Below are 25,896 nucleotides of genomic sequence, written 5' to 3' on the forward strand. Positions count from 1 at the left end.
TGACGCTTTCAAAGGCTTTATTGCAAAAAGCGGAACAGGTTGATCAACTCCACCCTATTTCTTCCTGAAAAGCCCTTACACTCTCAACACACCTCATTAGATGCCGATCAAAGCCATGCGCCTGTTACAAAAAATTCGTCAGTATCAGCGGCTCTCTCTGCATTACGGCTCTTCGCCCAGGCAAACGACCCTTGCCGAAGTCGCGGAGGTGGCGGTTTGCAGTGAACGGCATGCGCGCACCCTGTTACGCCAGCTGGCGGAAAACGGCTGGCTACGCTGGGAGGCGCAGCCCGGACGCGGCCACCGCGCCACGCTGCACTGCCTGCGCACCACCAGCGAACTGAGCGCTCCGCTGATGCGCGCCAGCCTGGAAAAGGGTGACTACCAAAGCGCCCTGCAGTTGGCCGATGGCGATCCCGCCAGCCTGCATCACATCATTACCCCCTTTCTGGGCGGTAAATGGCTGAAGCACCAGCCGACGCTGCGTATTCCCTGGTACCGTCCCCTCACCTCCCTGCATCCGGCACTGCAACGCCGTCGCGCAGAACAACATATTATCTGTGCGGTACATGCAGGCTTAACCCGCAATGAACCCGGTCAACCGCACCCTATAGGCGATCTGGCACACCACTATGCTTCTCTTGATGGGGAACGGCGCTGGCATTTCTATCTGCGTAGCGGCGCGCACTGGCACAACGGCCAGCCTATTACCGACGACGATATCCTGACGGCGATGCGGCAGCTGCTGGCCGACCCGACGCGTAATGTCGGGTTGCAGCATATCGCCTCGCTTACGCGGGTGGCCCCCTGGTGTCTGGAAATCGAGCTCACTCGCGCCGATGCGCTGTTACCACAGCGGCTGGCGCATCCGGTCTGCCGGTTACCCCATCCACGCCAGCCCGAGATCGGCGCGGGCCCCTTTGCCATTGCCCGCCATCATTCACATTATTTGCGGCTGGAACGTCAGCCCTGGTACTTTGGCCATCACCCGCTACTGCATGCGATAGAGTTCTGGCGCACCGGCTCAATGCTGGAGAAACCGGCGTGGATTACCGTGGGCAAGGGCAATACAACCCGGGAGGCGGTAACCTCCACCAGCAGCGGCTTTGCCTGGCTGATGGTCACTAGCGCACTGCCCAAAGCGCTTGCCGCCGCCTTACGTCACCAGGCGATAAGCCTTAACCAGCGCTGCTTTGCCTCCCGCAGCGACCTGCAGATCCGCAGCGACATTCTGCCCGGCCTGCACGTGAAAGAACCGCCGGAACCGGCAGCCTGCCCGCTGCCAGCCCATCTGAAACTGGTGTGTTATCACACGCCCGAACTGCGGGAGCTGGCAGAAAAATGGCGACAACACTTGATGCGGCACGGTTGCCTGTTGCAGATCGAATGGCGAGACCGTGATGGCTGGCATCAGCCGGATGTGCTGGCCGACGCCGACCTGCTATTGGGGGATTATCTGGCGAGGGAAAACGCCGGGTTTGCGCTGGGGGAGTGGTTGATTTACGAGCCCGCCTGGCAGACCGCGTTAGGCGTGGCGCGCTGGCAGAAAAAGAAGCAGCAGCTTATGCAGATGTGCGACAGCGAAGCCCACTTTAACGCTCAACTGGCGCCCCTATTTCAACAGATTTTTGACGAGGGAACCTGTACGCCGCTTTTCCACTATCGCTATCAAATCAACGCCCTGGAAAATGTGCAGGATATGGTCTTAACCGCAGGGGGCTGGCTCGATTTCACCCGCGCCTGGCTTCCCCCGCCTGCAGGCTAGCGATGCGGCCCGGCCACCACCGAGTCACGCAATATCAGCTCGCCGGCAAAGTTTTGCTGTGAGGTGAAATCGCCGCCATCGAGCATAAAGATCAGCCTGCTGATGGTCTCTTTAATCATTTCCGTGACCGGCACCCGGACGCTGGAGAGTGACGGAACGATATAAGGGGCGATGGCAACGTCATCGAAACCAATGACCGAGACCGCCGCCGGGGTGGCGATCCCACTCTCGTGCAGCTGCTTGATGGCACCAATCGCCATATCATCATTACTGGCTACCAGTGCGCTGAAGGTCTCACCGCGAGCCAGCAACGTTGAAACCCCCGCCGCGCCGCTCGCCGGGTTCCATTTACCCTCTACAATCAACGACTCACGCAGCGGGATCTGATGCTGGGCCAGCGCCGCTTTGTAGCCACTCAGACGTTCGATTCCGGTTGGGGAGTCCAGCGAGCCGGTGATAAAGGCGATATCGCGATGACCCAGCTTGATAAGCTGCGTCACCGCGGCCTCGCTGGAGGCAATGTGATCGGACCAAACGCAATGGCTGCTGTTTTTACGCAGGCGACGGTTAAGCACCATCACCGGCTGGCTGTGATCCTGGATAATGGCATCCATCTCATCGACGCTGAGAAAACGCGGATAAATAATGATCGCGTCGCAGCGCATATCCAGCAGATACTGAATCGCCTCACGCTCCTCTTCCGCGCTGTGTTTGCCATCGGCCAGGATGAGCTGCCGCCCGCGCTCCTCGGTCATTCGCGCGGCATGGAACAACAGCTCGCTGAAGTAGACACCATGATAGAGGGTGTTAGTTACCACCAGCCCCAGGGTTTGCGTGCGTTTGGTCGCGAGGTTTCGCGCCAGTAAATTGGGGCGATAGCCACTCTCGTCAATGGCCTGAAACACGCGGTCTTTTGTCTCCTGGCTTACGTAACCGTTGCCCGAAAGCACCCGGGAAACCGTCGCCTTCGAAACCCCTGCCCGCTTCGCCACTTCCAGCATCGTGGTCATCACTTTTCCCTCTCAATCTAATGAGCGGCAGTGTACTTCACGGCGATTAAATTGTCGCAGCGGGAATATCACACTTGTCACCCTGATTGGTGATCATCATCACGAATATAAAAAATGGGCAAAATGCGATCTTGTTTGATCATGTGAAACTCTTCATGATTTTGTGGAACCGGTTTCCTATCTAAGTCTCATCCCGCTGTTCGATGAAGACGTACCTTACAGTTAAAACAGGATATAACCCGATGGCCAAAAACTATGCTGCGCTGGCGAATGCCGTAGTCAGCGCGCTCGGCGGCAAAGATAACATCACCGCCGTCACCCACTGCATGACGCGTTTGCGCTTCGTTGTGAAAGACGAGAGTGCCATTGATAGCGCAACGCTGAAGACAATCAGCGGTGTTCTGGGTGTGGTACGTAACGATAATCAGTGCCAGGTGATCATCGGCAATACCGTTTCGCAGGCCTACCGCGAGGTGGTGAGCATGCTGCCGACCGATTTACAGCCGGCTGCGCCGCAGGGCCCGCAAAAATTGACCTTACGCCGCATTGGCGCCGGGATCCTCGACGCGCTGATCGGCACGATGTCACCGCTGATCCCGGCGATCATCGGTGGTTCAATGGTTAAGCTGCTGGCAATGATCCTGGAGATGACCGGCGCGTTACCGAAGGGCGCTCCAACCCTCACCATCCTGACGGTGATTGGTGACGGCGCGTTCTTCTTCCTGCCGCTAATGGTGGCAGCCTCGGCGGCCGTGAAATTCAAAACCAACATGTCGCTGGCGATAGCCATCGCGGGCGTGCTGGTACACCCGAGCTTTATTGAGCTGATGGCCAAAGCCGCCCAGGGTGAGCATGTCGAGTTCGCCTTTATTCCGGTGACGGCGGTGAAATATACCTATACGGTGATCCCGGCGCTGGTCATGACCTGGTGTCTCTCGTACATCGAACGCTGGGTAGATCGCATTACCCCGGCGGTAACGAAAAACTTCCTGAAACCGATGCTGATCGTGCTGATTGCCGCCCCGCTCGCCATTGTGCTGATTGGGCCGCTGGGGATCTGGATCGGTACCGCCATCTCTGCGCTGGTGTACACCATCCATGATTATCTGGGCTGGCTGTCCGTAGCCATTATGGGTGCGCTGTGGCCTCTGTTGGTTATGACCGGTATGCACCGCGTCTTTACGCCAACGATCATTCAAACCATTGCCGAAACCGGGAAAGAGGGGATGGTAATGCCGTCTGAAATCGGCGCCAACCTGTCGCTGGGCGGGTCGTCGCTGGCGGTGGCCTGGAAGACCAAAAACCCGGAATTGCGCCAGACGGCGCTGGCGGCCGCGGCCTCTGCCATCATGGCCGGTATTTCTGAGCCGGCGCTCTATGGCGTGGCGGTGCGACTGAAACGTCCGTTAATCGCCAGTCTGATCAGCGGCTTTATCTGTGGCGCCGTGGCCGGTATCGCAGGTCTTGCCAGTCACTCCATGGCCGCTCCAGGACTGTTTACCAGCGTGCAGTTCTTTGATCCGGCCAACCCAATGACTATCGTCTGGGTCTTTGGCGTGATGGCGCTGGCCGTCGTACTCTCCTTTGTGCTGACGTTGCTCCTCGGCTTTGAGGATATCCCGGTAGAAGACGAAGCCGAAAAAGCACGCGCCCTGCAGACTGCGCCGGTGCAGGCAACAAAAGCACGAGCATAATGTGAATAGCGAGGTAAAAATGTCAGTTTTTCCAAAAGGATTTTTATGGGGCGGCGCACTGGCCGCCAACCAGAGTGAAGGGGCTTACCGTGAAGGCGGAAAGGGGCTGACCACCGTTGACATGATCCCCCACGGCGCCAACCGACTGGCGGTGAAAGTCGGCAAGGAAAAACGCTTCGCGCTACGTGAGGATGAATTTTACCCAAGCCACAACGCGATCGATTTTTACCATCGCTATAAAGAAGATATCGCTCTGATGGCGGAGATGGGCTTTACGGTGTTCCGCACCTCGATTGCCTGGAGCCGCCTCTATCCTAATGGCGATGAACCTTTACCCAATCAGGAAGGAATTGCCTTCTACCGTGCGGTATTTGAAGAGTGCAAAAAGCACAACATCGAGCCGCTGGTTACCCTGTGTCATTTTGATGTACCGATGCACCTGGTAACGGAATATGGATCATGGCGTAACCGTAAAATGGTCGAGTTCTTCGCCCGCTACGCCCGGACCTGTTTCGAAGAGTTTAACGGTCTGGTGAAATACTGGCTCACCTTCAATGAAATTAACATCATGCTGCACAGCCCGTTCTCCGGCGCAGGACTGGTGTTTGAAGAGGGCGAAAACGAAGATCAGGTGAAGTACCAGGCTGCCCACCACGAGCTGGTGGCGAGCGCGCTGGCAACCAAAATTGCGCATGAGGTAAACCCGGAAAACCAGGTTGGCTGCATGCTGGCAGGCGGTAACTTCTACCCCTACTCGTGCAAGCCAGAAGACGTGTGGATGGCGCTGGAAAAGGATCGTGAAAATCTCTTTTTCATTGACGTACAGGCGCGCGGCAGCTACCCGGCCTACTCCGCCCGCGTGTTCCGCGAAAAGGGAGTGGTCATTGTTAAAGACCCTGGTGACGACGAACTGCTGAAAAACACTGTGGATTTCGTCTCGTTCAGCTATTACGCCTCACGTTGTGCTTCCGCCGACATGAATGCCAATAACACCAGCGCGGCCAATATCGTTAAATCTCTGCGAAATCCGCACATCGAAGTCAGCGAATGGGGCTGGGGCATCGACCCGCTGGGTTTGCGTATTACCATGAACATGATGTATGACCGCTACCAGAAGCCGCTTTTCCTGGTGGAAAACGGCCTCGGTGCGAAGGATGAAGTTGACGCCAACGGCGAGATTAACGATGACTATCGCATCAGCTATCTGCGCGAGCATATCCGCGCAATGGGCGATGCCATTGAAGACGGCATTCCGCTGATGGGCTACACCAGTTGGGGCTGTATCGATCTGGTGGCGGCCTCTACCGGTGAGATGAGCAAACGCTACGGCTTTATCTATGTCGATCGCGACGACGCCGGCAACGGCACGCTCGATCGTAAACGCAAGAAATCGTTCTGGTGGTATAAAAAAGTCATCGCCAGCAACGGTGCCGATTTAGACTAACCTCCCCGACCGGGCGACCTGTGCGCCCGGCTGTTTCGCCTCGCCCCTTCCGCCCTTACAATACCCAATGATTTCATAGCGTTATTGTCATTCATTGACACCAAATATATTACATTGTATAAAGCTTCGCCATAATAATGAGTTTCATTTACATCTTGCTCACCACCAGGGCAGCGCAACATAAAATTAATGAAGGATAGCGTTCCATGAAAAACATCATCAGCGCAGTAGGATTGTTCCTCGCCACTGCGGGCTCCGCCTTTGCGACCACTTATCCGCTGACGATTGAGAACTGCGGCTATAAAGAGACGTTTACAAAAGCACCGGAACGCGTCGTCGCCCTGGGCCAGAATACCGTTGAAATTTTGCTGTTGTTGGGATTAGAGGATCACGTCGTAGCCAGCGCTTTCTGGCCAACCAAAGTCCTGCCGGAACTGGCGGCGAAAAACGAAAAAATCAAAACGCTGACAGTCGAAATCCCGGGTCTCGAATCTGTCCTCGCCCAGAATCCGGACTTCGTACCGGCACAGCTTCCGCTGCTGCTGGGGCCAGAGAGTAAAGTTGCCAAACGTGAAGACCTGCAGACAGTAGGCGTTAACAGCTATATGTCACCCGGCATGTGCGCTACCAAAAAAGACATTGGTGATATGTACGGCAGCCGTCAGAAACTCTGGGACATGACCTTCCTTTATAAAGAGATCGAAGACTTCGCAAAAATCTTCAACGTAGAAGATCGAGGCCAGGCGCTGATTGCCGACTTCAAAAAACGCGAAGCCGATCTGCGCACTGAGTTCAGCAAAAATAAAAAAGACCTTTCGCTCGTCTTCTGGTTCTCCAGCTCCTCCCCCTCCTCTGATGCCTATGTCGGCGGTAAAAATAGCGCGTCCGGCTTTATCGCCAATGTGCTGGGTGGCCATAATGCCATCACCTCTGAAACGGAATGGCCGACCGTGGGCTGGGAAAGCATTATTGCTGCCAACCCGGACGTGATTGTTGTTTCTAGCCTTGATCGCAACCGTTGGGCGCTGGATAGCGCGCAAGAGAAGATTAAATTCCTGAAAAGCGATCCGGCCGTCAGCCAGCTCGACGCCGTGAAAAAAGGGCATATCGTCGTTATGGACGGCCAGGCGATGAACCCTACCATCCGCACGATTTACGGTGCTGAGCAGGTGGGTGAGCAGCTCAGAAAGCTGGGGCTGAATTGATGACTGCAGTGGTGCAACAACGTCGACAAGGCCTGCTGCTTACCACCTCGTCCGTGCTGGCTGTTGTGCTTTTATTGCTGGTGATTGCGCTGGGCGTAAGCGTGGGTGAGCTCTCTATTCCCCTGCAAACCGTCTACTACGCGATTGCTAACAAAGCCGGGCTGACCGACGTTCCCCTGAACCGTATCTACGAGAGCGTGATCTGGGATTTCCGTCTTAGCCGCGCTCTGGTAGCAGCGTGCTGCGGTGCCGGGCTGGCTATCTGCGGTGCCGTGCTGCAAAGCTTGCTGAAAAACGCCCTCGCCGAGCCCTACGTGCTTGGCGTCTCTGCCGGGGCTTCCACCGGGGCGGTATCGGTCGTGGTTCTCGGGATTGGCTCCGGGGCCGTCACCCTCTCGGCAGGTGCATTTGCCGGCGCCTTTTCAGCCTTTGCCTTTGTCGCCTTTCTGACTAACGGCGCGCGTGGCGGCAATGAGCGCACGATACTGGCCGGGGTCGCGGCCTCTCAGTTGTTTAACGCCATCACGGCATACACCATCAGCACCTCCGCCAGCGCTCAGCAGGCACGCGATGTAATGTTCTGGTTGCTCGGCAGTTTTAGTGGCGTGCGCTGGCCGGAATTCCAGCTGGTATTAGTCGTGGTATTGCTGGGGCTGGCGATTTGTCTCTATTACTCCCGTGCGCTGGATGCCTTTACCTTTGGCGACGATGCCGCCGCATCGCTGGGGATCGCCGTACCGCAAGTCCGTTTGCTCTTGTTTACCGTCACCGCGCTGATTACCGCCACCATCGTTAGTATGGCAGGCTCGATCGGTTTCGTTGGGCTGGTGGTACCCCATATGATGCGCTACTTCTTTGGGCCCCTGCACCGTACGCTTCTGATTGCCAGTGCGCTGGCCGGGGCGATTCTGATGGTGCTGGCCGATATCGCCTCCCGCATGCTGATTGCGCCGCAAAGCCTGCCGGTGGGTGTCGTCACGGCCCTGGTGGGGGTACCCTTCTTCGCCGTCATTATCTACCGTTCAAGGAATAAGTGATGAGTATCACCGCCGATAACATTACCTGGAAGGTAGGCAAAAAGGTCATCGTTAATAACGTCTCGCTCCGGGTCACGCCGGGGCAGACGGTCGGCCTGCTGGGGCCAAATGGCTCGGGCAAATCCTCTCTGCTGCGCGTGCTTGCCGGGCTTCGCCGCCCTCACGCAGGCACCGTTGCTCTGGATGGCAATAACATTGCACGTATCAATAAAAAGCAGCTGGCGCGGCGCGTCGCTTTTGTTGAACAGCACGGCATGACCGACGCCAACATGCAGGTACGTGACGTCGTTAAACTCGGGCGTATTCCGCACCATACGGCGTTTTCCGGCTGGAGCAGCCACGATGATGCCACCGTGAACGCGGCGCTGGAGCGGGTGGATATGCTGGAAAAAAGCACCCAGGGCTGGTTAAGCCTCTCCGGTGGTGAACGGCAGCGTGTGCATATTGCCCGGGCGCTGGCGCAAACCCCCAGCGAGATCCTGCTTGATGAACCCACCAATCACCTGGATATTCACCATCAAATGCAGTTGATGCAGTTGATCAGTGAACTGCCGGTCACCAGCATTGTGGCGATCCACGATCTTAATCATGCCTCGATGTTTTGCGATGCGCTGATTGTTATGCAGAAAGGGCAGATTATTGCCACCGGCTCACCCCAGGCGATCCTCACCGAAGATCTGCTGTGGGACGTGTTCCGCGTGAAGACGAAAATTGAAATATCGCCATTTCATGGCAAGAAACATATCCATTTCCTCGTCTGATGCCAGGTAAGCTCATGCTCTCTTTGCGCCCGGCAACACAACTCTGGCCGCCGGTTTTACTGGGCAGCCAGTTTGTGTTCAACATCGGCTTTTACGCCGTTGTCCCCTTTCTGGCGATCTTCCTGCGCGATGACATGCAGCTCTCCGGCGGGCTGATTGGTCTTGTCCTGGGGTTACGCACCTTCTCCCAGCAGGGGATGTTTATCGTAGGCGGTGCCCTCTCTGACCGCTTTGGCGCGCGTAGCGTTATCCTTTGCGGCTGCCTGGTGCGGGTGGCGGGTTACTTGCTGCTGGCGCTGGGTGACTCCCTCGGGGCGATAATCCTCGGTGCCTGTCTGACGGGCATTGGCGGTGCGCTCTTCTCCCCTTCCATAGAAGCCCTGCTGGCCAAAGCGGGCACGCGTAGCGAAGCGGAAGGCAAACGCAGCCGTGCTGAGTGGTTCGCACTGTTTGCGGTTTGCGGTGAGTTGGGTGCTGTGCTCGGACCCGTAGCCGGCGCACTGCTGGCGGGGATCGGTTTTCGCCAGATTGCGCTGGCGGGCGCAGGGGTCTTTGTAGTGGCACTGATGGTGCTGCACTTTTGCCTGCCCACCTCCGCGCAGAAAAAACCGTTACACATCACACCCTGGTGGACCACCTTCCGGCAGCCACGCTTTGTCGCCTTTATCATCGCTTACAGCGCCTGGCTTTTAAGCTATAACCAGCTCTACCTGGCGCTCCCGGTGGAGATTCAGAGAGCCGGCGGCAGCGAGAAAGATCTTGGCCCGCTGTTTATGCTGGCCTCCGTGCTCATTATCGTTTTCCAGCTACCCCTGGCACGCGTTGCCCGCCGGGCCGGTGCGGTGCGCATTCTGCCCGTCGGCTTTGCCGTGCTGGCCGCTTCTTTCGTGAGTGTGGCTCTGTTTGCCAGCCATCCTCCGGCCGATGGCTGGCTGCGTCTTCTGCCGGCGGCCTGTTTCGTTACCCTACTGACTTTCGGACAGATGCTGCTGGTGCCTGCGGCTAAAGATATCATTCCGTGGTTTGCCAGCGAGTCGACGCTGGGGGCGCACTATGGCGCGCTCGCCACCGCAGGGGGATGCGCCGTGCTGGCAGGGAACTTGTTGCTGGGCAGCCAGCTCGATTACGCCCTTACCCCGTCGCCCCAGGCGGTCTATCCCTGGCTGCAACTGGCCTGTTTCCCACTCTGCAGCGCCGTGGCGATGATATTTATCTGCCGGCCGGTGCGACGCTAAGCGCTACTTTTTGGGGCGGTACTTTTCGGGCAGCGGCGGGACAGGACGGCGGTCATCGATGAGGTGGCGTACGGTCAAAATCGGGTGACGCCAGAGCATGCGCGGCCCGGCCCAGCGCATGACCTGTTTCATCTCTTCCCGTTTCGCCGGCTGATAGCAGTGCACAGGGCACTGTTTACAGGCCGGTTTTTCTTCACCGAAAATACATTTATCAAGACGCTTGTCCGCATAGGCATTCAGCGCCTGATAATGCCCCTCTTCGCTTACAGCCTGAGGGCATTGCGCCTCATAGAGCGCAATCATTTTGCGGATGGTCTCTTTTTCGCGCGTAATGCGTTTTCCGGACATGTGAGCATACCTGTTTATAAGTTGCATCTATGATACCTCTTCATGCTATGCGTTTCAGCCTGATTTCATTTTTTGCATCCCGTTTTTGGAAGCAGTCTCGCAGCTCTGCGTTTGTCATTGGGTGATTTTACTGGCATTTTATACAGGTGTTTTTTCTTCTTCAGGACCAGGAAAGGAGTCCGCAATGACTGAACTGAATACTGTAAAACCGTCTCGTCATTTAACCGTAAGTTCTTATCGCAGACGTCACGAAGATCGTCGGACCAAAGTGCCGAAAGGATACAGTCTGCACGCCGCGCTGAACCTGAAAGGCGACTGGCTGGAAGCGGCAGGTTTCAAAACCCACTCCCGGGTGCAGCTTAGCGTTGAGCAGGGCAAAATTGTGATTGAGCTGATGAACGAAAACTCGGCCTAAAGGGGCCACATTTTGCTGCGCGAGGTCATTTTTTCATGCGACAATAGCCTTAATTCATGACCATTGCGTCGCTTAAATCGTACTATTTTCAAAGAAATGGACATCATCACTCCATGACCACTACCGACAACTTAGACGCTCACACCCCGATGATGCATTGGTGTGTTAATGCTGATTGTTAACGATAATTTTCCATCAAATTATAAAAACTACATTTTAACCTACACCTTTGTAACCATCTGATTTTACGAATATTGTTTGCGGTACTCACCAGCGTTATAATCCCTCTGTTTTCCATCTCTCTAATAACACAGGGCATCGCCATGAGCCGATACCATGTATCCAGCAGTGAAGGCCAGTATGAGAAAGACTCTGGCGAACAAGTTTTGGCTAATAAGCTGGGGATCGCTACTTCTGATGAGATGGATGAGGCTGAACTTGTCCTGTTAGAACAACTCTACCAGTCTGTTTTTGAAGAACAGTTCCCGGAAGGGCTGCTCAGCGTAGCCATGCTAAAAAGCTGGCATCGCCGCTGGTTAGGTAACATCTACGAGTGGGCTGGACAAGAAAGAGCGGTTAATATCAGCAAAGGCGGCTTTATGTTTGCGCCCTCAGCGCAGTTGCCAAAACTGCTGAACGAATACAACACGAAATACCTTGCACTCTGTAGCGGCAAAGATGAAGGATAACTAAGCCAAGCAAGACGAAGATGCGAGAGCTTTTTGAACGAAGCTCCGGAGCTAGCTGATGACTTACTAAATTCTACAAACGATGGTGCGCCACAGAATTCTTAATGCCTGAACGAGAAGATTTAACATAAGCGGTATGTTCTTTGTTACTGTCATTGATCACCAAGCCCTCTCTACCCCTACAAGCTCTTGATGACCATATCTGGAGTATCACTTTTCTGATGTAATCTATTGACGAAGTTAACATTTTAAAGCCCTAACTATAGCTTCTGTCATCATGATGAAACGATTATAATCCCAGCAGTTACAAAGAAATCAGTTACTGAACTTGAATGAAAACTGAAAAGGAAGATCGTGGCGATGGGATTTGAAAGATGTCGCAAATGTCGTGGTAAAGGAGAAGGGATTTTTGACTGTCAGAACTGCTCTGGCACTGGTCGAGAGCCAAAGGAAGGAAAACCTTTTGGCCAATGCCACACTTGTTACGGTGATGGTGAGTATGAGCAAGTGTGTCCCGCTTGCTTTGGATTGGGAGAAATATATTCACCTACCGCATTACCTGACGATTCAAAATATATTGATGGATTAGAAACAATGAAAACTTCTGATATAATTAACATTGCTACTGAACAGTTATTGAACCTTGAAAGCCGGGAGTTTGATGTAATTACAGTATCAAAACCAGTTTCTCCTGATGCAGCTGTAAACCTTGCAAAAATAATATCGAAACTATCACCTATCGTCGGTAATCTAATTGAGTTTCATACTTGCGACTACCTCAACTCACAGGACACATATGCTGAATTAGGACATTGGGTTCGTCAAGACCCTGGTTTCCCTGATACAATTTTTGTTAGCGATGAAATAACTCCTACGCCAGGATTTGAAATTAAAGCATGGTTTCCTTTAGCTACGGAGATAACGGCCAGATTTAAGGATAGTCAAAATCATTTTTCTGAGGATCAAACTTATGTAGCAATGTTAGCATGGCTACCAGAGTATCTTATTTTTGGGAAACCAAAGGTAATTGATATAGTAATAGTTTCAGCAATGTCCGTCGCAAGAGCACGAGATCTACATTATCATCGTCCACCGGACTATATTGTTCTAGAACCGGAAGATACAACATTAAGGACAGGAAACCTGCAACAAACTAATACTAATGGATATAAGTTTCAAGGTACTCAGGAACAATTTATTGAAGCACAGCAGTTAGTTGCATCTTGGCAACCTCATGCTCAAGAATATAGCCCCACACCAGAATATCAAGAAATGCTTAGAACATTAATTGCAAGATACCCATACCGGTTAGATACAAATTTTGCAAAAATGGATAGGATAGTTCATCCACAAATTGAAGAATTCAAAACACGAGTTCATAACACTCGTTTTCACGGAAAAACGATTGGCGCATGGAACAAGCTTTTATCTAAAGGAAATGAATCTGAAATATTGATTGCGTTATCCGATACCTTTGGTATATCCGACGACGGAGATACCGCCGTCGAATAATTTTTACAAGGAGAGAAAACGCTCCATACCTATTTGAAAATAGGTGGGGTCTATCTCTCCAGCAAAAGATTTTCTACCTAACCGGTGAGCAGCAATTGAAGCAGAAAATAACCCACCAAAGGGTTCCCAAATCACATCACCTGCATCACTTGAAGCCTGAATAATCAATGACATCAGATCTAATGGTTTTTGGTTAAGATGAGCAGCCTTAGCTAATTGGCCTGGAACGCTGATCCTTTCACCACCTTTAAGAGTATTACGCTCCCAAACATTAGTGAATCCCATAGGACAATAAAACTTTGCTCTCATTTTTTCCCAATCTTGGAAGCTCATAGGCGTAACGCCATCAGCAGAGAAGTATGGTTTACCAGAAACATCGCCATGCTCATTAGCATACTCGACTAACTTGACAAACATTTCTGGAGGAGGGATATACCATAAATGCCCCTGATCCAAATATTTTCGGGTTGCTACATTTTTAACACCACAGGCTTCATTTGCTTTTTTTAAGGCTAGTTTTGTTCTTTTCCATTCACGGTAAAGCCAATGTTGCAAAGATAAATCGTTAATTTTAGGCTCAAAAACATATTGCACACACATCTCTGTCACGACAGGAAATCGTCTTATCTTTGCAGTGTTTACATTACCTGCAATATGCCCCTTGCCTTTATTCCATATATTTGCATTAACATAGCGCCAACCATGCTTCTCTAATATAGGGTGTACAGAGGCCCAACCTATTTCAGAGTTCCAAAACCATAACGTTGTTTGCGCCGTAGCCTTTTTACTCCACTCTATGACATGAGGTTCATACCATTCAGCAATCGAGGTATGATCAGCCGTATCACCTTCGAAACCTAGTATCCCATAAGCACCATCTGAAATAATAACGGTAGGTTCATCCCATGATGAGTACAAGTCTAAGCTATTTCCAAGTTGAATTTTCGCATCATTATTGCACCATTCATGTACACTAGGAGAAGTTTCAATTTTAATGCTTCTCCCTCTTCCAACAGTACTTCCAGGTATTATTTTGTTAATTGTGGGATTACTATTTTCAGCCATTGAAACACTCTCGCATAATGGATCTCCATTTAATATTATACATGATTAAAAAACAAAGATAAACAAAATTCATAGCTTGTTTTTCACCCTTGGACTGCAATTATAATTCAAGCAGTAACAAACAATTAAGAATCAACAATTGTTAGAATAAAATAATGACTACACTGATATCTCGCTCCTTTTTATCATGAAAAAACGTGATAATTTAGGCAGAAGTTATTATTAATTTTACGTAGAATTATGTGTATTCATTAAAATATCTCTTCCAACTTACAATATGAAATTAGATATATCTAAATATTAAAATAGATTTTTATTTTAATCTCTCTGTAATTAATCCTTTGTCTCAATCAAAAGGTATGGATTGGACCAGTCAGTGACCTCTTCATATGAAACAAACCCATCATGTTCTAGCGCCCCCCTTATGACTGGTAACATAATCGTAGACAGCCAGACCTTCCAGCCCCTGTAACATGTGTGACAGCAGCTTTCGGCGCATAACATCCGAGTTCCTGAGTTTACGAGCTGTCACACCTTTGTAGGTAATGTTAAACGGCTGCCGTATCGAGTTGGTTAATGTTTTTTTTTCAATTCAAGATAAGGATGGTTCCAACATATCTCACGGTTGGTCACAAGCCCATCATGCTCAATCGAACTGCATACACCGGGATTAGCCAGCACTGCTTCATACACCGCCTTACTCTCAATACCTTGGATCATATGGGACAACAAACATCGACGAACACTTGCAGTGATCTTGTCAGGTTTAACCATATAAGTCTGACGAACGGCATTGCGTATGGCCCAGCCACGACCGGGGCAATTAACATGTTCATCAAGATAATGCGCAACCAACTTGTTAAGTGCCCTTCTCACTGGCCGAACAAACTCAATCCACTCATCAGCCACACACACCGCTTCATTGTAACCATACAAATCACAAAGCTTACGAAACGCAGCGCTGTCCTTGTGCTTACGGAATTCTCCAAGTGAGTAAATCAGAGTATAGATAAGCAACTTAGCAGCCTTTTGATCAACGTTGAACCGTCGCATGACCTTCTTCTTGGTGATCTTTGCCAGCCGCTTACATTTGATGCCGTATCGATCCAGTTCATGTTTCAGGATATTCAGTTGGCTGCTTTTGATATCGTAATTAATACCCACAACAACTTCCCATTTTATAGCGGCCTTTAGCGCCTGAAAGCCACCGTTCTTCTCAAATGAACGCGTTCCCCGCTCCGCTAGTTTGTATTCAGGGAAGTATTCAACCACCAAAGGAACACTTGAAACCATCCTGCAACCACGCTCAGCCAGATGCTGGAGGAAGTGAGACTTCAGAGCAGCCTCCCTTTCGTCTTCAGGAACGTAGGCCTGTAGCTTATCAAGGTTGATACGCAACGCCCCCATGTTGAGATACACCTGACGCATATATTGCTGGGTTTCACGGGATACGTGACGCGTAGCATGGCGGGGCTTATTAAAGTGCGATAACGCTTTGTGGATCAATTGTTCCTCCGTCATGATCTTTTGGTCACGAACACGCTTACCCACAGACAGATAGATATAGCGATCATCACGCTGTTTGTAGTCATCAGGCGAGACTTCAAACCAGCGTTTGAGGTATGCCTTAGACAAAGCAAAAGTGCGGCTTTTCCCATTCCCCCATGAGTGAATTTTAATATCTATAATTCCTGCATCTTTCAGCAACTCTAACGCCCGGTCACAACACAGATACTTATCCTGCTTAAAGACAAACGGTAATTCCTTTTTACCCAGCTCATTATATATTGGCGAGTAATGCGTCCATGGATTATCCTTCGGGGTGTCTTTAGCATAAAGGAAGTTATTACAAACCAGATGCTGCAAAAACCGTTGAATATCCAGATAGTATGACGGAGACTGGCGACCATCTTTCCCAATGAAAGGTATGTTATGTACATCCTCAATGAACTTATTATAAGTCTCGAGTGTAACCAGAATACCACGCTTAATAATATAACCCACAGAACATTTCACAGAACACCTCGTGATTGAAAGTTGCATAACACAAGAAACACAGTTGTTTTTACAACATCAATTACGAATACCTTAATGAAGGCCAATTTTTTTCATATTACCAACACACTCATAACACTCACGCTCTTCTCGCTCTATTTCCGCTGCTGCTGATTATCACTATTAATATGGCAGTGACATACATATACTATATAGTGAGTAATATAGAGTTATATCTGATAACTACCTTGAGGAATGCTTTAACCGATGTAATTGACAAAAATACAGAATCGTAAATACAAACAGGGATCCTGTGCTATGGGTAGAATCGTTAATCCCTGCGGTTAATATCAGGGTACTAAAGCCGATGTTTGGAATAAAAAACCATCGGCGGTTTCCCCCTACCATTGTACGAGGTGCAAATCTGACACTAAACAGCAGCGGTAATTAGCTGGTCTGTCACACCAAAATTCTGCAACAATGGGTGGTTTAAAACCGTCATCTTTCAGGTTTCTGATTTAACATGTCCTCCATTTTCATGCTTTGAAGCAAACGGCATCCCTGCCCAACCACAATTACCCGTCTTTCAGTCGCAACTGAAGCCACTTCTGGCGATGCTTAAATTGCCAGTATTGCGGTTGCGCGAGAATCCCAAGTTTTTCCACCACAAGCGGTAACATAGCCCATATAGCCTCTGAATCGAATAATTCAACACGATAGCGCTCCATGAGTTTATCAACGCGCTTATCAGCAGCTTTTTTCGCTGGGCTGACCTGCTTACCATTCAGGGTCGCTGATGGTTGGTAATCCGCTCTGGCAACCGGGTAAGGAACATACTCACGTAGCAGGCGAGAAAAATCAGGCTCAAGTTCGGAATCTACCAGCGCATTACGATCATAAAATGCGAGTTTAGATACCAAATTCTCCATGTTTAGCAGGTTGTTAAGCATGAGCTTTTGCTTGCCGGGTGATAAACGCAATTCCAGTCGCAGAAACCGCCGAAACTGTTGCTCATCAAGTAGAAGGACAGCCTGTTCATACCTTCTCTCAGTTGCCAGACCCGGAGCATCGGCCTTTTCGTATATTGACGCGACGATAGTCGTAGACCCCAGCCGTAACCCTTCCTGCTCTCCATGCAAATCATTAAAGTCGCCGCTCCTTGCACCAACCAGCCGGATTAAATAGTCGTGGAGCCTCATTCCCACTACATCCAGCGCGTAGTGGATAGTTGTTATCCAGGCATTACGTAATCCCCGATATAGATACTTGCCGATGCGTCCCTTCCGCCCCAGCCACAGAAACAAATCCGTTATCTGTAGCGGTGAGTAATGCTGGGGGCTAAGCTCTGCTCTCAGAAACCCACGCTGTCTGCTGGTTGGGTCAAAATGGATTGCCAGCAATATGGGGTGTTTGCGCGATTTAGCTTTCAGTCGGATCTCGACTACATGACGATAGTGCCCGCCACACTCATACTTACCAGCCGGTCGAACTTTGATCTGGTAGCCCCCACCTGAAGCTAGGCCAAACAAACGCTGTCTGAGTATCTGATTCTCTTCCCAGTCATGCATGTCCGTTACCCATGCTATTTTGTCTATACTTCCATGCGTAGACTGGCCTGCACCATTAACTCCAAGTGAGGTTTTGTCACGTAAGGATGTCACCCGTTCACGATTAAATTGTTGCGTCATATTCTGTTCCGATAGTGCATAGCAGCAACAGTGATCCCCTCTTTCATATGCAGGTATCATCACTGTTACTGGTTCTATGATTGGTATGTCAGGGGTTGGATAAGGCTTACAGATCACTGCGTATTGCTAATCCCGCGCGACTCAATCCAGTTTTGAATTTCATTTGCTCCCCAGCCCACAGCCCGACCGCTATCACCAGTCAGTTTTTTCGATTTTGGAAAGTCTCCTTTAGCTATGAGCCGGTACAACGTCGCGGACGAGATCCCGGTCAGGTGAAGAACTTCTTTTTTGCGGAGAATACGGTTGGTGTTCATGCTTGTGCTCCTTTGAGCTGTTTCAGGAGCTGCGTTATTTACAAGCATGAAAAATCTCAAGGATTTGCTTCGGATTGGCCTCCAGACGTCAATCTTTGGCTTCCTCGGTAAATCACTACGTTATTAGGCGCATCAAAACGTTTAAAACTGGTCATGCAAGGACATCATTCCCATTGAGGCTCAGTGGTGATAAATCGACCTACAGGATAGATTTGGTAATGACGATGAGCGAGAAGAGCTGGAATGCGGATGCGGATGCGGATGCGGATGCGGATGCGGATGCGGATGCGGTATGTAACCGTAAGCGGATGGACCATAAAAAGATATTCGATTTTTTTCAGAAGAAGCTTAATCTGGGAATGGATACCAGACATAAAGTGGCTCTGATTGCGCAGGAAATGACAGGTGAAGGCTTTAATGTACATAATTTTGATGCAGAAAAAGCTGCAGATGTCATAGGCGCATATGTAAACCACATGTATAACGATCTCTTTTCCCACAACAAAAAAACCATTACAAGCTTCGAAGACAATCCGAAGAGAACGCTTTTATTCTTGGTTGTATATTGCTGGAATGAGCTGGAATTTCTATTCCTCTCAGTCAAGTAGTTACCTTTTGTCGGAGCATCCCCGCTGATGATTCCAGCAACGGGGATGCTTTGCCTTAGGAGCGTTAATTATCTCATGAACCGCCTATGATTGGTTTTAAACAGGCCATGAGGGATCGTGTAGATTGACCAGTCCGGCCGCACACCATTTCCTTGAGTAGTATGGGCTTTTAAAATCAAGAAAAACTGTAGTATGGCCCAGTTTACTGTATACGCCATACAAATCTAGAGACTGGTTGTGTAACTGTTTTGCTGCAGAGCAATGCGCACAAGCCAGACTACCACATGGAATATACGTACATCGCTGTAGTATCAACGCCAGTCGACAGTAAGAATTCGGCTGTTCGTAATTATCCCAATCTCCTTCCTTAATCAACCGAGAAACATGCTGGGCTGACCACTTATTAAGTTTACTTATCCTCGACTGATTTTCCTTCAGTACAGCAATTATGGTCCGTTCCGACAGGCCCAATTGTTGCCCCATAGTTTCAAACCAGGGAGTCAGCATTTCTTCAAATCCAGTTGTATTACATTTGATAATTGCCATCTTATTCTCCCGCCTGCATGCGGCTATTAACCCAGTTATTGATATCGCTTTCCAGCCAACCCATCGCCCGGCTACTGTCGCCAGTTAGCTTCTTTGACAAAAGAAAAGTTCCTTTCGAGATGAGTCGGTACAACGTCGCTAACGAGACCCCAGTCAGACGAAGAACCTCTTTTTTACGTAAAATACGGTTGGTACTCATGCTTGTGCTCCTTTGAGCTGTTTCAGGAGCGGAATGATTTACAACCACCAAAAAAGCAAGGATTCACTCAACGATGCCTTCGTTGAGCACGTTAAGGGCATCTTTCATGTGAATGTGATTCGATAGCACCTATTTCTGTCTCCAGAATGGTCATATAAATAAGAAATTTTCGCTGAGGCTCAATGATGATATTTTGTACAAACAACTTTCATGGAGGTGACAATGATTGGTAATCAAAGCAACAAGGCTGATGCTAAATGCCACCGGGAACGGAAAAGCAGTAACGAGGTCTTTGAATTTCTGGAGAAGAAGCTCTATCTGGGGCGGGATACACGGCAAAAGCTGGCGTTGATTGCCAGAAAACTGACGGGATCGGGTTTTAGTCCGGATAAATTTGATGCAGAGAAAGCGGCGGATGTACTGAGTGCCTGCGTGAATCACATGTTTAATGACCTGCTCAATGGGGGAGAGCTAAACGGCATTTATGGGCTGGAGGAGCACCCCGTGATAGTCCCGGGCAGGTCCCCTAAGGCACTGGAAATCTACACTGTTTACCAGCTCGTTAAAGGTCGCTTTGACAAGCTTCAAACGGGGGAGTCAGATCGAGAGAAATGCGCATCGGTGGCAGCAAAACTTAATGAATGCGGGCCGGGGAAACCGTTATTTAAACATTTCTCTGACAGTGAACAATGGACGCGTGAAGATGTTGCGTGGGTACTTCAGCCTGAAAATATCAATGCACTGATTAACGTCCAGAATCAAAAGTACGCGCGGTTGAGTGCTGAAGATAAAACTAAAGCCGCATCTGGAAACGGCTCAAAAGCTAAAAACACTTGATGCGTTTGCTGGCACTGATTTTCATGCTATCACCACGGTAGTCATAGCGCGTCGTCGTGGATATGTCGCTGTGGCCTGCCAGCTGGCGTACGGTATTGATATCCACGCCCTGCTCCAGTAAGCGGGTGATGAAGGTGCGCCGCATATCATGTGGGGTAAAACGTGCTATGCCTGACGTATGCTGTAACTGCTCCAGGATGCCCGTTAACCCGGTTGTTGTCAGAGGCTGGCTGGCGACCTTACCGTTGCGCTGGATACGGTTGAACAGTGCGCTGTCAGCCTCATCTGCGCCAACTTTCAGCCACGCGCGGATAGCCTTATCCACTGCATCCGCCACATGTATCTCGCGGTATTTACGCCCCTTCCCTTGTCTCACCGTCAGGATGCCGTTGTCATAGTCCCGGCGCTCAAGTTTAACCAGTTCCCCGGCTCGCAGACCCGTTCCGCAAAGCGTCAGCACAATGGCGGTATCACGGCAGCGCCGCACCGGTTGCGGATGCTGTTTTGCTGCCTGAATCAGTGCCCGGATTTCCTGTTTGTCTAACGCCCTTCCCTTACGCTGGATATCACCGTTCACACGCTTAACTGAACGGATACGTGCCAGCGTTTCGGCATTCATGCAATTGAGGTTAAAGGCCGTCTGCGCAATGCCCCGCAGTGCTGACAGCGCCATATTGACCGATGACACGGCGTAACCGTCATCCAGCAGTGCCGCACGTACTTTAGCGACGGCTGCGTAGTTAAGTTGTTCCCACGGATAAACTGCTGCATCCGCACCGCGTTTAAGTATGCCGGCGCTGCGGTTTAACAGGCTGGTGATACCCCGCCTCCCTGAGGGAGCAAGGCCGTTGATATACGCATCGAACACGGTAGTTTGCACCACTGGCTGAATCTGACGTAACGCAGCCCTTCTCATACGTTTAACCCGCAATAACGTACATTAAACCAGGTAACTTTCAGCATCACACCAGCCCCCGTTCAGCCATCGACACCGTTTCAGTTCCTGCCACGATAAAGTGGTCAAGCAACCGCACATCCAGCATTTCCAGCAGCTCCTGAAGTTTTTTAGTCAACTGGATGTCACAACGGCTGGGTTCAGGCTCGCCGCTGGGGTGGTTGTGTACAAGGATGACGGCGGCGGCGTTATGTTTCAGCACACGCTTGATAACTTCACGGGGGTGAACGCTGACCAAGTTTAGCGTCCCCCTGAACAGGATTTCACGGTGCAGCAGCTGATTCTGATTATCGAGCAGGATGATGCCAAACTCTTCATGTTCAAGCGGTGCCAGCTCAACCATCACACACCGCCTTACATCATCAGGGGAACAGAGTTGAACCCCACGCTTGTAGTATCTACTGATAATGTCACGCGCCTGGTCGAGGATACGGGTTTCACGCTGAGTAAACATGGTCATGTCAGAACTCCCGTTCAATGAAGTAAATGGCGTCGGGGAACAGCTGGCGGCGGGTTACGCCAGTACGCAAGGAGAAAGCTTTACGGGGCATTGTGGTTCGCCCGTTGCTGTCGAAGAAACAGAGCGTTTCTTCATCCATTTTGACCAGAAGGGACCAGTGAAACTGGTCGCTGAGCATAATCAGACGGGAGTGGTCAGTGACGTCAAGAAACCGCTGCATTACCCTGAAAAGCCGCCCGTCTGATAATCCCCGCTTCCCGGCAAAGGGTCTGGTGATTTGAACCGGGAACTGGCGGCTGTAATGTCCTTTCTGCAACACCTGCACTATCAGCCAGTCTAAACGGTCTTCTTCAATCCCTTCAGTCAGCCATTCCTGCAAAGGCCAGCGCTGCTGATAAGTCTGAATAAGCCGGTTCATTAACGGGCGTCGTTTCACCCTGCCGTCATACAGCCAGCTCAGCATGTTAACCACGCAATAAGCACCGCAAAGACAGTCCAGTTCGCCCTGTTGAGACGCACGTATCCCTCTGTTATCAGTCACAGATATTTCCCCATAAGATAGTGATGATTAGTGTGGTGGGATTAGCTTTCCCACAGGACGGTAATGGTGTAGACGTTCATGGCGTGATACTGAATAAAGTTGGATTGCCAGAGTTCAAACAACTCCCTTCCGGCGTTAACAGGCAGATCACCAACATGAGCAAGAAAGACATATTGTTGACTCCAGCTGATATCAATTTCCTTTTCCAGTTCGGGGTATACCACTCCCATATAACTGAAGTCGGTAATGTAATCAAAATACCATTCGTCATTGCGAGAAATAAGCCGTATTTCGACAGGATGGTAACCGCCATTTTCAGCGCTGTAACTCAGGTCTTTAAATAACAGACTGACGGCTGTAATTCTGGCTTTATGCGGCGATGGATTTCCCGCTTCATTTAATATGATATTTATTAATTCCTGATCGACGGGCATAGCAAGCCCTTCCTGATGGACAATATTCATCAGTGAGTTTCCTGTTCAATCTATTTTAATAAGACATCATGCCTGCACCAGTATCGGCGGGTTTTAATCACCTGATAAATAATAAGTACATGGCAACATACTGGCTGCAAGTAATAACACTATCCAGCAATGACATTATACCAACAATATACTTTCACTGCAAATAATAACAAAAGAAACTAATTTATGATTCAGAAAAGAAATAACTGACAACAGATTTTTATTCATTATTAAGTGATGGCATACTTTCCATTCTGCCATGTCAGACAGGTCAGGGTTCCGGGGTGGTTCCTTCTGTCTGGCATGGCGGAAAACTGACGCTATCACACCTTCCCGTTCAGCTTTTCAAACAGGCTCTTACGCTCATCTTCGGGCAGCTTCATGATTTGTACCGCCAGTTGAGAAACATCAGGCCCCTGAGATATTAGATCGTCCTTTACCAGCCTGAGGGCCTGCTCCATCAATTGCGCCCGCGAAGCTGGTGACATATTGCGATACAACTGTATCCAGAGACTAAGCTGGCGATCGCTGTCGGTGAGAGTAAACGCTTCGCCCTTAGCCCTGCTTCTCTCATCGTCAAGAGACATTGTGGCTGCGCTGATATGGTAAACAACGCCTTTTCCGGCAGTCCTTTTACGACGTATTTCCGGGTGCAGGGATGCCAACTTTTCCAGGCGCAACCTGGCGCCACGCGCAGTGCCCGGCATTCCCTCAATATGAGTGAATTCCTCTGCTGTCAGCCAGTCTTTAGCCTCTTCAACAGAAGCGTCAGAATGGGTCGGTATAGCCGATACTGTTCTCTTACTGCTCATATAAATTTCACCAGATATCAATGCGTTAATAAAAAACACAAAAATAGATACCAAAAGAACTTGAAGGGTATCTTTTATTCGCATTTAATATCCATGTACTGATTCCATGGAGTTAATACTGTGCGTAACTCAACAGCATCGCAGAAAAAACAGAGCAAAGGAAGTTCAGGGAACTGGCATCGTGCCGATATTGTGGCAGCACTTCACAAGCGAGGGTTAACGCTAGCGTCGCTTTCACGCAGTCACGGCCTTGCGCCACGTACATTAAATAACGCCTTAGAGCGTCATTACCCCAGAGCTGAGCGCATTATTGCCGGAGCTCTGGATACGACACCGGAAACATTATGGCCGGAAAGGTATGCCCTTAAAAATGGACCAAGTAGCAGGTAAAGAATGCAACCATGGCAACCACCATCACTGAAATAACGGAATGCTTTGAGTATTTTTTCAGTTCTCTTTATCGCAGGGAGTTCGTCAAAACCCTGCGTCTGAACGACTGTAGCGAGCGGGAATTACTGCCTCTGGTACGTTGCTATTTGCTGGGTTGGTTCGCAGATAATGTTTCACCGGAAGTCAAAAGCAAGCTGCCAGGAACTGTATCCGGGCACGGTTACATTGATTTTGTAGCCGTTGAGTTTGCAGTACGTAAACCAACTGCGGCACGTTCCAATGTCTCCGCGACCGTCAACAGTACAGAAGTAAAGAAATTGATGAAGCACGATGGCAAAGCCTTGCTTGTGCTGTTTGACTTCTCTGACACGCCCTATTCAAAAGAACAGATCGAATCTTTCCGCAACTGGCCCTCTCTTGGTCGAGGGAATCATCACAAGTCTGCATTCAACGTCGTTTATTTCTTTGTGGAAAAACGCAGACCGTTGGCACTGGGGAAAATCACCAAAAACATCCGTATCACTTAACAGGAAATTCAATAATGAACAGAAAACTGCTGGCCTTGCTGATGGCAGCCATAGCACTTCCAGCTGCGGCAGCGCAGTACGTAAAACCTGGAGCGATTCTAACCGTGTATCCGGGAGAGGGTAAGGCTGAATTCAGCATTAATGCCTCAACAGGGGATGGCTCGGGCCTATGCAATATGGATGGTACGGCACAACAAATAGCTGCCGGAGAAAACCAGAAACGTCGCTGGATGTGGAATGACAATACCAGTCAGTGTGTTGCAGTAATTAGTGAACTGAATAACGGAAAGACCAATGTTATGACTCGTGGTTGCGAAGGATACTGTGGAGATTCTGCGACAGGCGCAATGGATGGTCAATTTAATAAGAAATAAAAGTATCGTTAATTAATGAAGGAACTCAAGATGAAAAAAACAACGCTTCTGGTATTTATAGCCGCTGGTTTACTGGCTGGTTGTGATGAGAAAACGCCAAAATGCAGTAGTAATGATGCTAAAAATCTGGTCGTGGATATAGCTAGAAAAACAATCGAGAAAAGCATGACACTGGATAAGGATGTGCATATTTCAGTAGAAAGTGTCAGAACAATTAGCCATGAATCAGGTCTAGATGTTTATCTGTGTGCCGCTGATTTAACGTTTACAAAGCCAGACCTGCAAAATTCATTACCAATTACCTATCGAATACAGAAAACGGATGAGGGAAAAGGACAATTCTATATAAATGTGTCGGGTTTATAATCCCTGAGTAATAATTAAACACCCTTAAGGTAGAGTAATTATTATTTTTCGCAAAAAGAAAACCCATAAAAATATGCACATTTTCTACTATGGTTATTCTCGCATTTAATTGGTTCGTTTGTAGTGGTGTGATGAACGTCCCTTCCTAAAGTAGTCATTGCCATACTTTTACTGGCTGCATTAATCCGTGAGTAACATCACATGAATACGATCCGTTAAGACTGACCCAGCATAGTGGCTACGGTCTTCAGTTGAGAGGTGTAAATCTCGATGCGGCTTCAACGGACCTGTATTCAACAGGGTGCTTCAGGTGATGAACAAACCTATGGCAGAACCTGGCTCGAATCAAATGCCCGTAACGGCAGCATGAGCGCGATTCAGCTTTCGCAGGCAGAGCTGCTCTATAACCCGGAATACGCCCGGCAGTGTGATGCCTTTGGGGATAAAGTGGAAAACGAATGGCGTAAAAAGTAACCGGAACATGATATCCGGCCATCCGGTGAACAGAAACCTGCTTTCGGGCAGGTTTATAAAAAGAAAACTAAAATCCCCAAATAACTAATAAGCCCAAAAAACCTTATATATCAATGAATAAACAATGTTCATAGATTTCAATCATAACGATAGGAAAAGATATTTA

29 protein-coding genes and 1 pseudogene are annotated in these 25,896 nt (G+C 49.7%); 17 read left to right on the plus strand and 13 right to left on the minus strand.

The window, feature by feature from the left end:
• Nucleotides 1–115 precede the first annotated feature (115 nt).
• On the plus strand, nucleotides 116–1,765 hold the full coding sequence (locus JZ655_RS16245) for an SgrR family transcriptional regulator (protein ID WP_207292291.1): 1,650 nt from the start codon (nucleotides 116–118) through the stop codon (nucleotides 1,763–1,765).
• Here the strand turns inward: JZ655_RS16245 and JZ655_RS16250 are convergent.
• Complete coding sequence (locus tag JZ655_RS16250; protein WP_040074278.1) at nucleotides 1,762–2,775, minus strand: LacI family DNA-binding transcriptional regulator; 1,014 nt, start codon at nucleotides 2,773–2,775, stop codon at nucleotides 1,762–1,764. The genes JZ655_RS16245 and JZ655_RS16250 overlap by 4 nt on opposite strands.
• A 242-nt stretch (nucleotides 2,776–3,017) precedes the next feature.
• Here JZ655_RS16250 and ascF point away from each other — a divergent pair, with 242 nt between their 5' ends.
• The 6 genes from ascF to JZ655_RS16280 all read left to right on the plus strand — a co-directional run bounded on the left by ascF (nucleotide 3,018) and on the right by JZ655_RS16280 (nucleotide 10,151).
• Entirely contained in the window at nucleotides 3,018–4,469 is a 1,452-nt protein-coding gene (gene ascF / locus JZ655_RS16255) for a PTS cellobiose/arbutin/salicin transporter subunit IIBC (RefSeq protein ID WP_207292292.1), read from the plus strand.
• Between the two features lie 19 nt (nucleotides 4,470–4,488).
• On the plus strand, nucleotides 4,489–5,913 hold the full coding sequence (locus JZ655_RS16260) for a 6-phospho-beta-glucosidase (protein ID WP_040078404.1): 1,425 nt from the start codon (nucleotides 4,489–4,491) through the stop codon (nucleotides 5,911–5,913).
• 206 nt (nucleotides 5,914–6,119) lie between these two features.
• Complete coding sequence (gene eitA, locus JZ655_RS16265) at nucleotides 6,120–7,118, plus strand: siderophore ABC transporter substrate-binding protein EitA (protein ID WP_207292293.1); 999 nt, start codon at nucleotides 6,120–6,122, stop codon at nucleotides 7,116–7,118.
• Nucleotides 7,118–8,155, plus strand: coding sequence for a FecCD family ABC transporter permease (locus JZ655_RS16270; RefSeq protein ID WP_046886142.1), 1,038 nt, complete (start codon nucleotides 7,118–7,120; stop codon nucleotides 8,153–8,155). Before eitA ends, JZ655_RS16270 begins: the two co-directional genes overlap by 1 nt.
• Entirely contained in the window at nucleotides 8,155–8,916 is a 762-nt protein-coding gene (gene eitC, locus JZ655_RS16275) for a siderophore ABC transporter ATP-binding protein EitC (RefSeq protein WP_207292294.1), read from the plus strand. The genes JZ655_RS16270 and eitC overlap by 1 nt, the downstream gene beginning before the upstream one ends.
• 14 nt (nucleotides 8,917–8,930) lie before the next feature.
• A complete protein-coding gene (locus tag JZ655_RS16280) occupies nucleotides 8,931–10,151 on the plus strand; it encodes an MDR family MFS transporter (protein ID WP_233800749.1) in 1,221 nt (406 codons plus the stop codon).
• A gap of 3 nt (nucleotides 10,152–10,154) precedes the next feature.
• Here the strand turns inward: JZ655_RS16280 and JZ655_RS16285 are convergent, their stop codons facing one another.
• Nucleotides 10,155–10,499 carry a nitrous oxide-stimulated promoter family protein gene (locus JZ655_RS16285; RefSeq protein ID WP_040074271.1) on the minus strand — a complete coding sequence of 115 codons (345 nt, stop codon included), beginning with the start codon at nucleotides 10,497–10,499 and terminating at the stop codon, nucleotides 10,155–10,157.
• Nucleotides 10,500–10,683: 184 nt separating this feature from the next.
• Between JZ655_RS16285 and JZ655_RS16290 the strand changes: the two genes are divergently transcribed.
• The 3 genes and pseudogenes from JZ655_RS16290 to JZ655_RS16300 all read left to right on the plus strand — a co-directional run bounded on the left by JZ655_RS16290 (nucleotide 10,684) and on the right by JZ655_RS16300 (nucleotide 13,115).
• Nucleotides 10,684–10,914, plus strand: coding sequence for a SymE family type I addiction module toxin (locus JZ655_RS16290; protein ID WP_040074270.1), 231 nt, complete (start codon nucleotides 10,684–10,686; stop codon nucleotides 10,912–10,914).
• A gap of 323 nt (nucleotides 10,915–11,237) precedes the next feature.
• Nucleotides 11,238–11,597, plus strand: a pseudogene (locus JZ655_RS16295) (Fic/DOC family protein); the annotation flags it as partial.
• A 360-nt stretch (nucleotides 11,598–11,957) separates the two neighbouring features.
• Complete coding sequence (locus JZ655_RS16300) at nucleotides 11,958–13,115, plus strand: DnaJ-like cysteine-rich domain-containing protein (protein WP_207292296.1); 1,158 nt, start codon at nucleotides 11,958–11,960, stop codon at nucleotides 13,113–13,115.
• Nucleotides 13,116–13,118: 3 nt separating this feature from the next.
• Here JZ655_RS16300 and JZ655_RS16305 read toward each other — a convergent pair whose 3' ends face one another.
• From JZ655_RS16305 to JZ655_RS16320, 4 genes are all read right to left on the minus strand, one after another.
• On the minus strand, nucleotides 13,119–14,180 hold the full coding sequence (locus JZ655_RS16305) for a DNA methyltransferase (protein ID WP_207292297.1): 1,062 nt from the start codon (nucleotides 14,178–14,180) through the stop codon (nucleotides 13,119–13,121).
• 573 nt (nucleotides 14,181–14,753) lie between these two features.
• The gene (locus JZ655_RS21435) at nucleotides 14,754–16,184 is read right to left on the minus strand and encodes a hypothetical protein (RefSeq protein ID WP_242637275.1); all 1,431 of its coding nucleotides are present in this window, start codon (nucleotides 16,182–16,184) and stop codon (nucleotides 14,754–14,756) included.
• Nucleotides 16,185–16,750: 566 nt separating this feature from the next.
• Nucleotides 16,751–17,863 (minus strand): hypothetical protein, encoded by a 1,113-nt coding sequence (locus tag JZ655_RS16315; RefSeq protein ID WP_207292298.1) that lies wholly within the window; start codon nucleotides 17,861–17,863, stop codon nucleotides 16,751–16,753.
• A gap of 113 nt (nucleotides 17,864–17,976) precedes the next feature.
• A complete protein-coding gene (locus JZ655_RS16320) occupies nucleotides 17,977–18,177 on the minus strand; it encodes a helix-turn-helix transcriptional regulator (RefSeq protein WP_207292299.1) in 201 nt (66 codons plus the stop codon).
• 218 nt (nucleotides 18,178–18,395) lie between these two features.
• Here JZ655_RS16320 and JZ655_RS16325 point away from each other — a divergent pair, with 218 nt between their 5' ends.
• Nucleotides 18,396–18,785 (plus strand): hypothetical protein, encoded by a 390-nt coding sequence (locus tag JZ655_RS16325; protein WP_207292300.1) that lies wholly within the window; start codon nucleotides 18,396–18,398, stop codon nucleotides 18,783–18,785.
• Nucleotides 18,786–18,881: 96 nt separating this feature from the next.
• Here JZ655_RS16325 and JZ655_RS16330 read toward each other — a convergent pair whose 3' ends face one another.
• Nucleotides 18,882–19,331, minus strand: a complete 450-nt coding sequence (locus JZ655_RS16330) for a hypothetical protein (protein ID WP_207292301.1) — start codon at nucleotides 19,329–19,331, stop codon at nucleotides 18,882–18,884.
• Nucleotide 19,332: 1 nt separating this feature from the next.
• Complete coding sequence (locus JZ655_RS16335; RefSeq protein ID WP_077295220.1) at nucleotides 19,333–19,530, minus strand: helix-turn-helix transcriptional regulator; 198 nt, start codon at nucleotides 19,528–19,530, stop codon at nucleotides 19,333–19,335.
• A 222-nt stretch (nucleotides 19,531–19,752) separates the two neighbouring features.
• Between JZ655_RS16335 and JZ655_RS16340 the strand changes: the two genes are divergently transcribed.
• Nucleotides 19,753–20,367: a hypothetical protein gene (locus JZ655_RS16340; RefSeq protein WP_207292302.1), complete on the plus strand. Its 615-nt coding sequence runs from the start codon at nucleotides 19,753–19,755 to the stop codon at nucleotides 20,365–20,367.
• Here JZ655_RS16340 and JZ655_RS16345 read toward each other — a convergent pair.
• The 5 genes from JZ655_RS16345 to JZ655_RS16365 all read right to left on the minus strand — a co-directional run bounded on the left by JZ655_RS16345 (nucleotide 20,354) and on the right by JZ655_RS16365 (nucleotide 23,599).
• Nucleotides 20,354–21,283 carry a tyrosine-type recombinase/integrase gene (locus tag JZ655_RS16345; RefSeq protein ID WP_207292303.1) on the minus strand — a complete coding sequence of 310 codons (930 nt, stop codon included), beginning with the start codon at nucleotides 21,281–21,283 and terminating at the stop codon, nucleotides 20,354–20,356. The two genes, JZ655_RS16340 and JZ655_RS16345, sit on opposite strands and share 14 nt — an antisense overlap.
• 46 nt (nucleotides 21,284–21,329) lie before the next feature.
• Nucleotides 21,330–21,782, minus strand: a complete 453-nt coding sequence (gene radC / locus JZ655_RS16350) for a RadC family protein (protein WP_207292304.1) — start codon at nucleotides 21,780–21,782, stop codon at nucleotides 21,330–21,332.
• A gap of 1 nt (nucleotide 21,783) precedes the next feature.
• A complete protein-coding gene (locus tag JZ655_RS16355; RefSeq protein WP_207293866.1) occupies nucleotides 21,784–22,245 on the minus strand; it encodes a hypothetical protein in 462 nt (153 codons plus the stop codon).
• Between the two features lie 119 nt (nucleotides 22,246–22,364).
• Nucleotides 22,365–22,757, minus strand: coding sequence for a DUF2787 family protein (locus JZ655_RS16360; protein WP_207293867.1), 393 nt, complete (start codon nucleotides 22,755–22,757; stop codon nucleotides 22,365–22,367).
• A gap of 353 nt (nucleotides 22,758–23,110) precedes the next feature.
• Nucleotides 23,111–23,599: a hypothetical protein gene (locus tag JZ655_RS16365; RefSeq protein WP_207293868.1), complete on the minus strand. Its 489-nt coding sequence runs from the start codon at nucleotides 23,597–23,599 to the stop codon at nucleotides 23,111–23,113.
• A gap of 120 nt (nucleotides 23,600–23,719) precedes the next feature.
• Here JZ655_RS16365 and JZ655_RS16370 point away from each other — a divergent pair, with 120 nt between their 5' ends.
• From JZ655_RS16370 to JZ655_RS16390, 5 genes are all read left to right on the plus strand, one after another.
• A complete protein-coding gene (locus JZ655_RS16370; protein ID WP_071645127.1) occupies nucleotides 23,720–23,989 on the plus strand; it encodes a helix-turn-helix domain-containing protein in 270 nt (89 codons plus the stop codon).
• 11 nt (nucleotides 23,990–24,000) lie between these two features.
• Entirely contained in the window at nucleotides 24,001–24,516 is a 516-nt protein-coding gene (locus JZ655_RS16375) for a hypothetical protein (protein WP_207292305.1), read from the plus strand.
• A gap of 14 nt (nucleotides 24,517–24,530) precedes the next feature.
• Nucleotides 24,531–24,890 (plus strand): acyl-CoA dehydrogenase, encoded by a 360-nt coding sequence (locus tag JZ655_RS16380; protein ID WP_207292306.1) that lies wholly within the window; start codon nucleotides 24,531–24,533, stop codon nucleotides 24,888–24,890.
• A 30-nt stretch (nucleotides 24,891–24,920) separates the two neighbouring features.
• Nucleotides 24,921–25,256, plus strand: a complete 336-nt coding sequence (locus JZ655_RS16385; RefSeq protein WP_207292307.1) for a hypothetical protein — start codon at nucleotides 24,921–24,923, stop codon at nucleotides 25,254–25,256.
• A 270-nt stretch (nucleotides 25,257–25,526) separates the two neighbouring features.
• On the plus strand, nucleotides 25,527–25,730 hold the full coding sequence (locus JZ655_RS16390; RefSeq protein ID WP_242637278.1) for a hypothetical protein: 204 nt from the start codon (nucleotides 25,527–25,529) through the stop codon (nucleotides 25,728–25,730).
• Nucleotides 25,731–25,896 lie beyond the last annotated feature (166 nt).

Source organism: Leclercia pneumoniae (assembly GCF_017348915.1).
In the GTDB taxonomy this organism is placed as follows: Bacteria; Pseudomonadota; Gammaproteobacteria; order Enterobacterales; family Enterobacteriaceae; genus Enterobacter; species Enterobacter pneumoniae.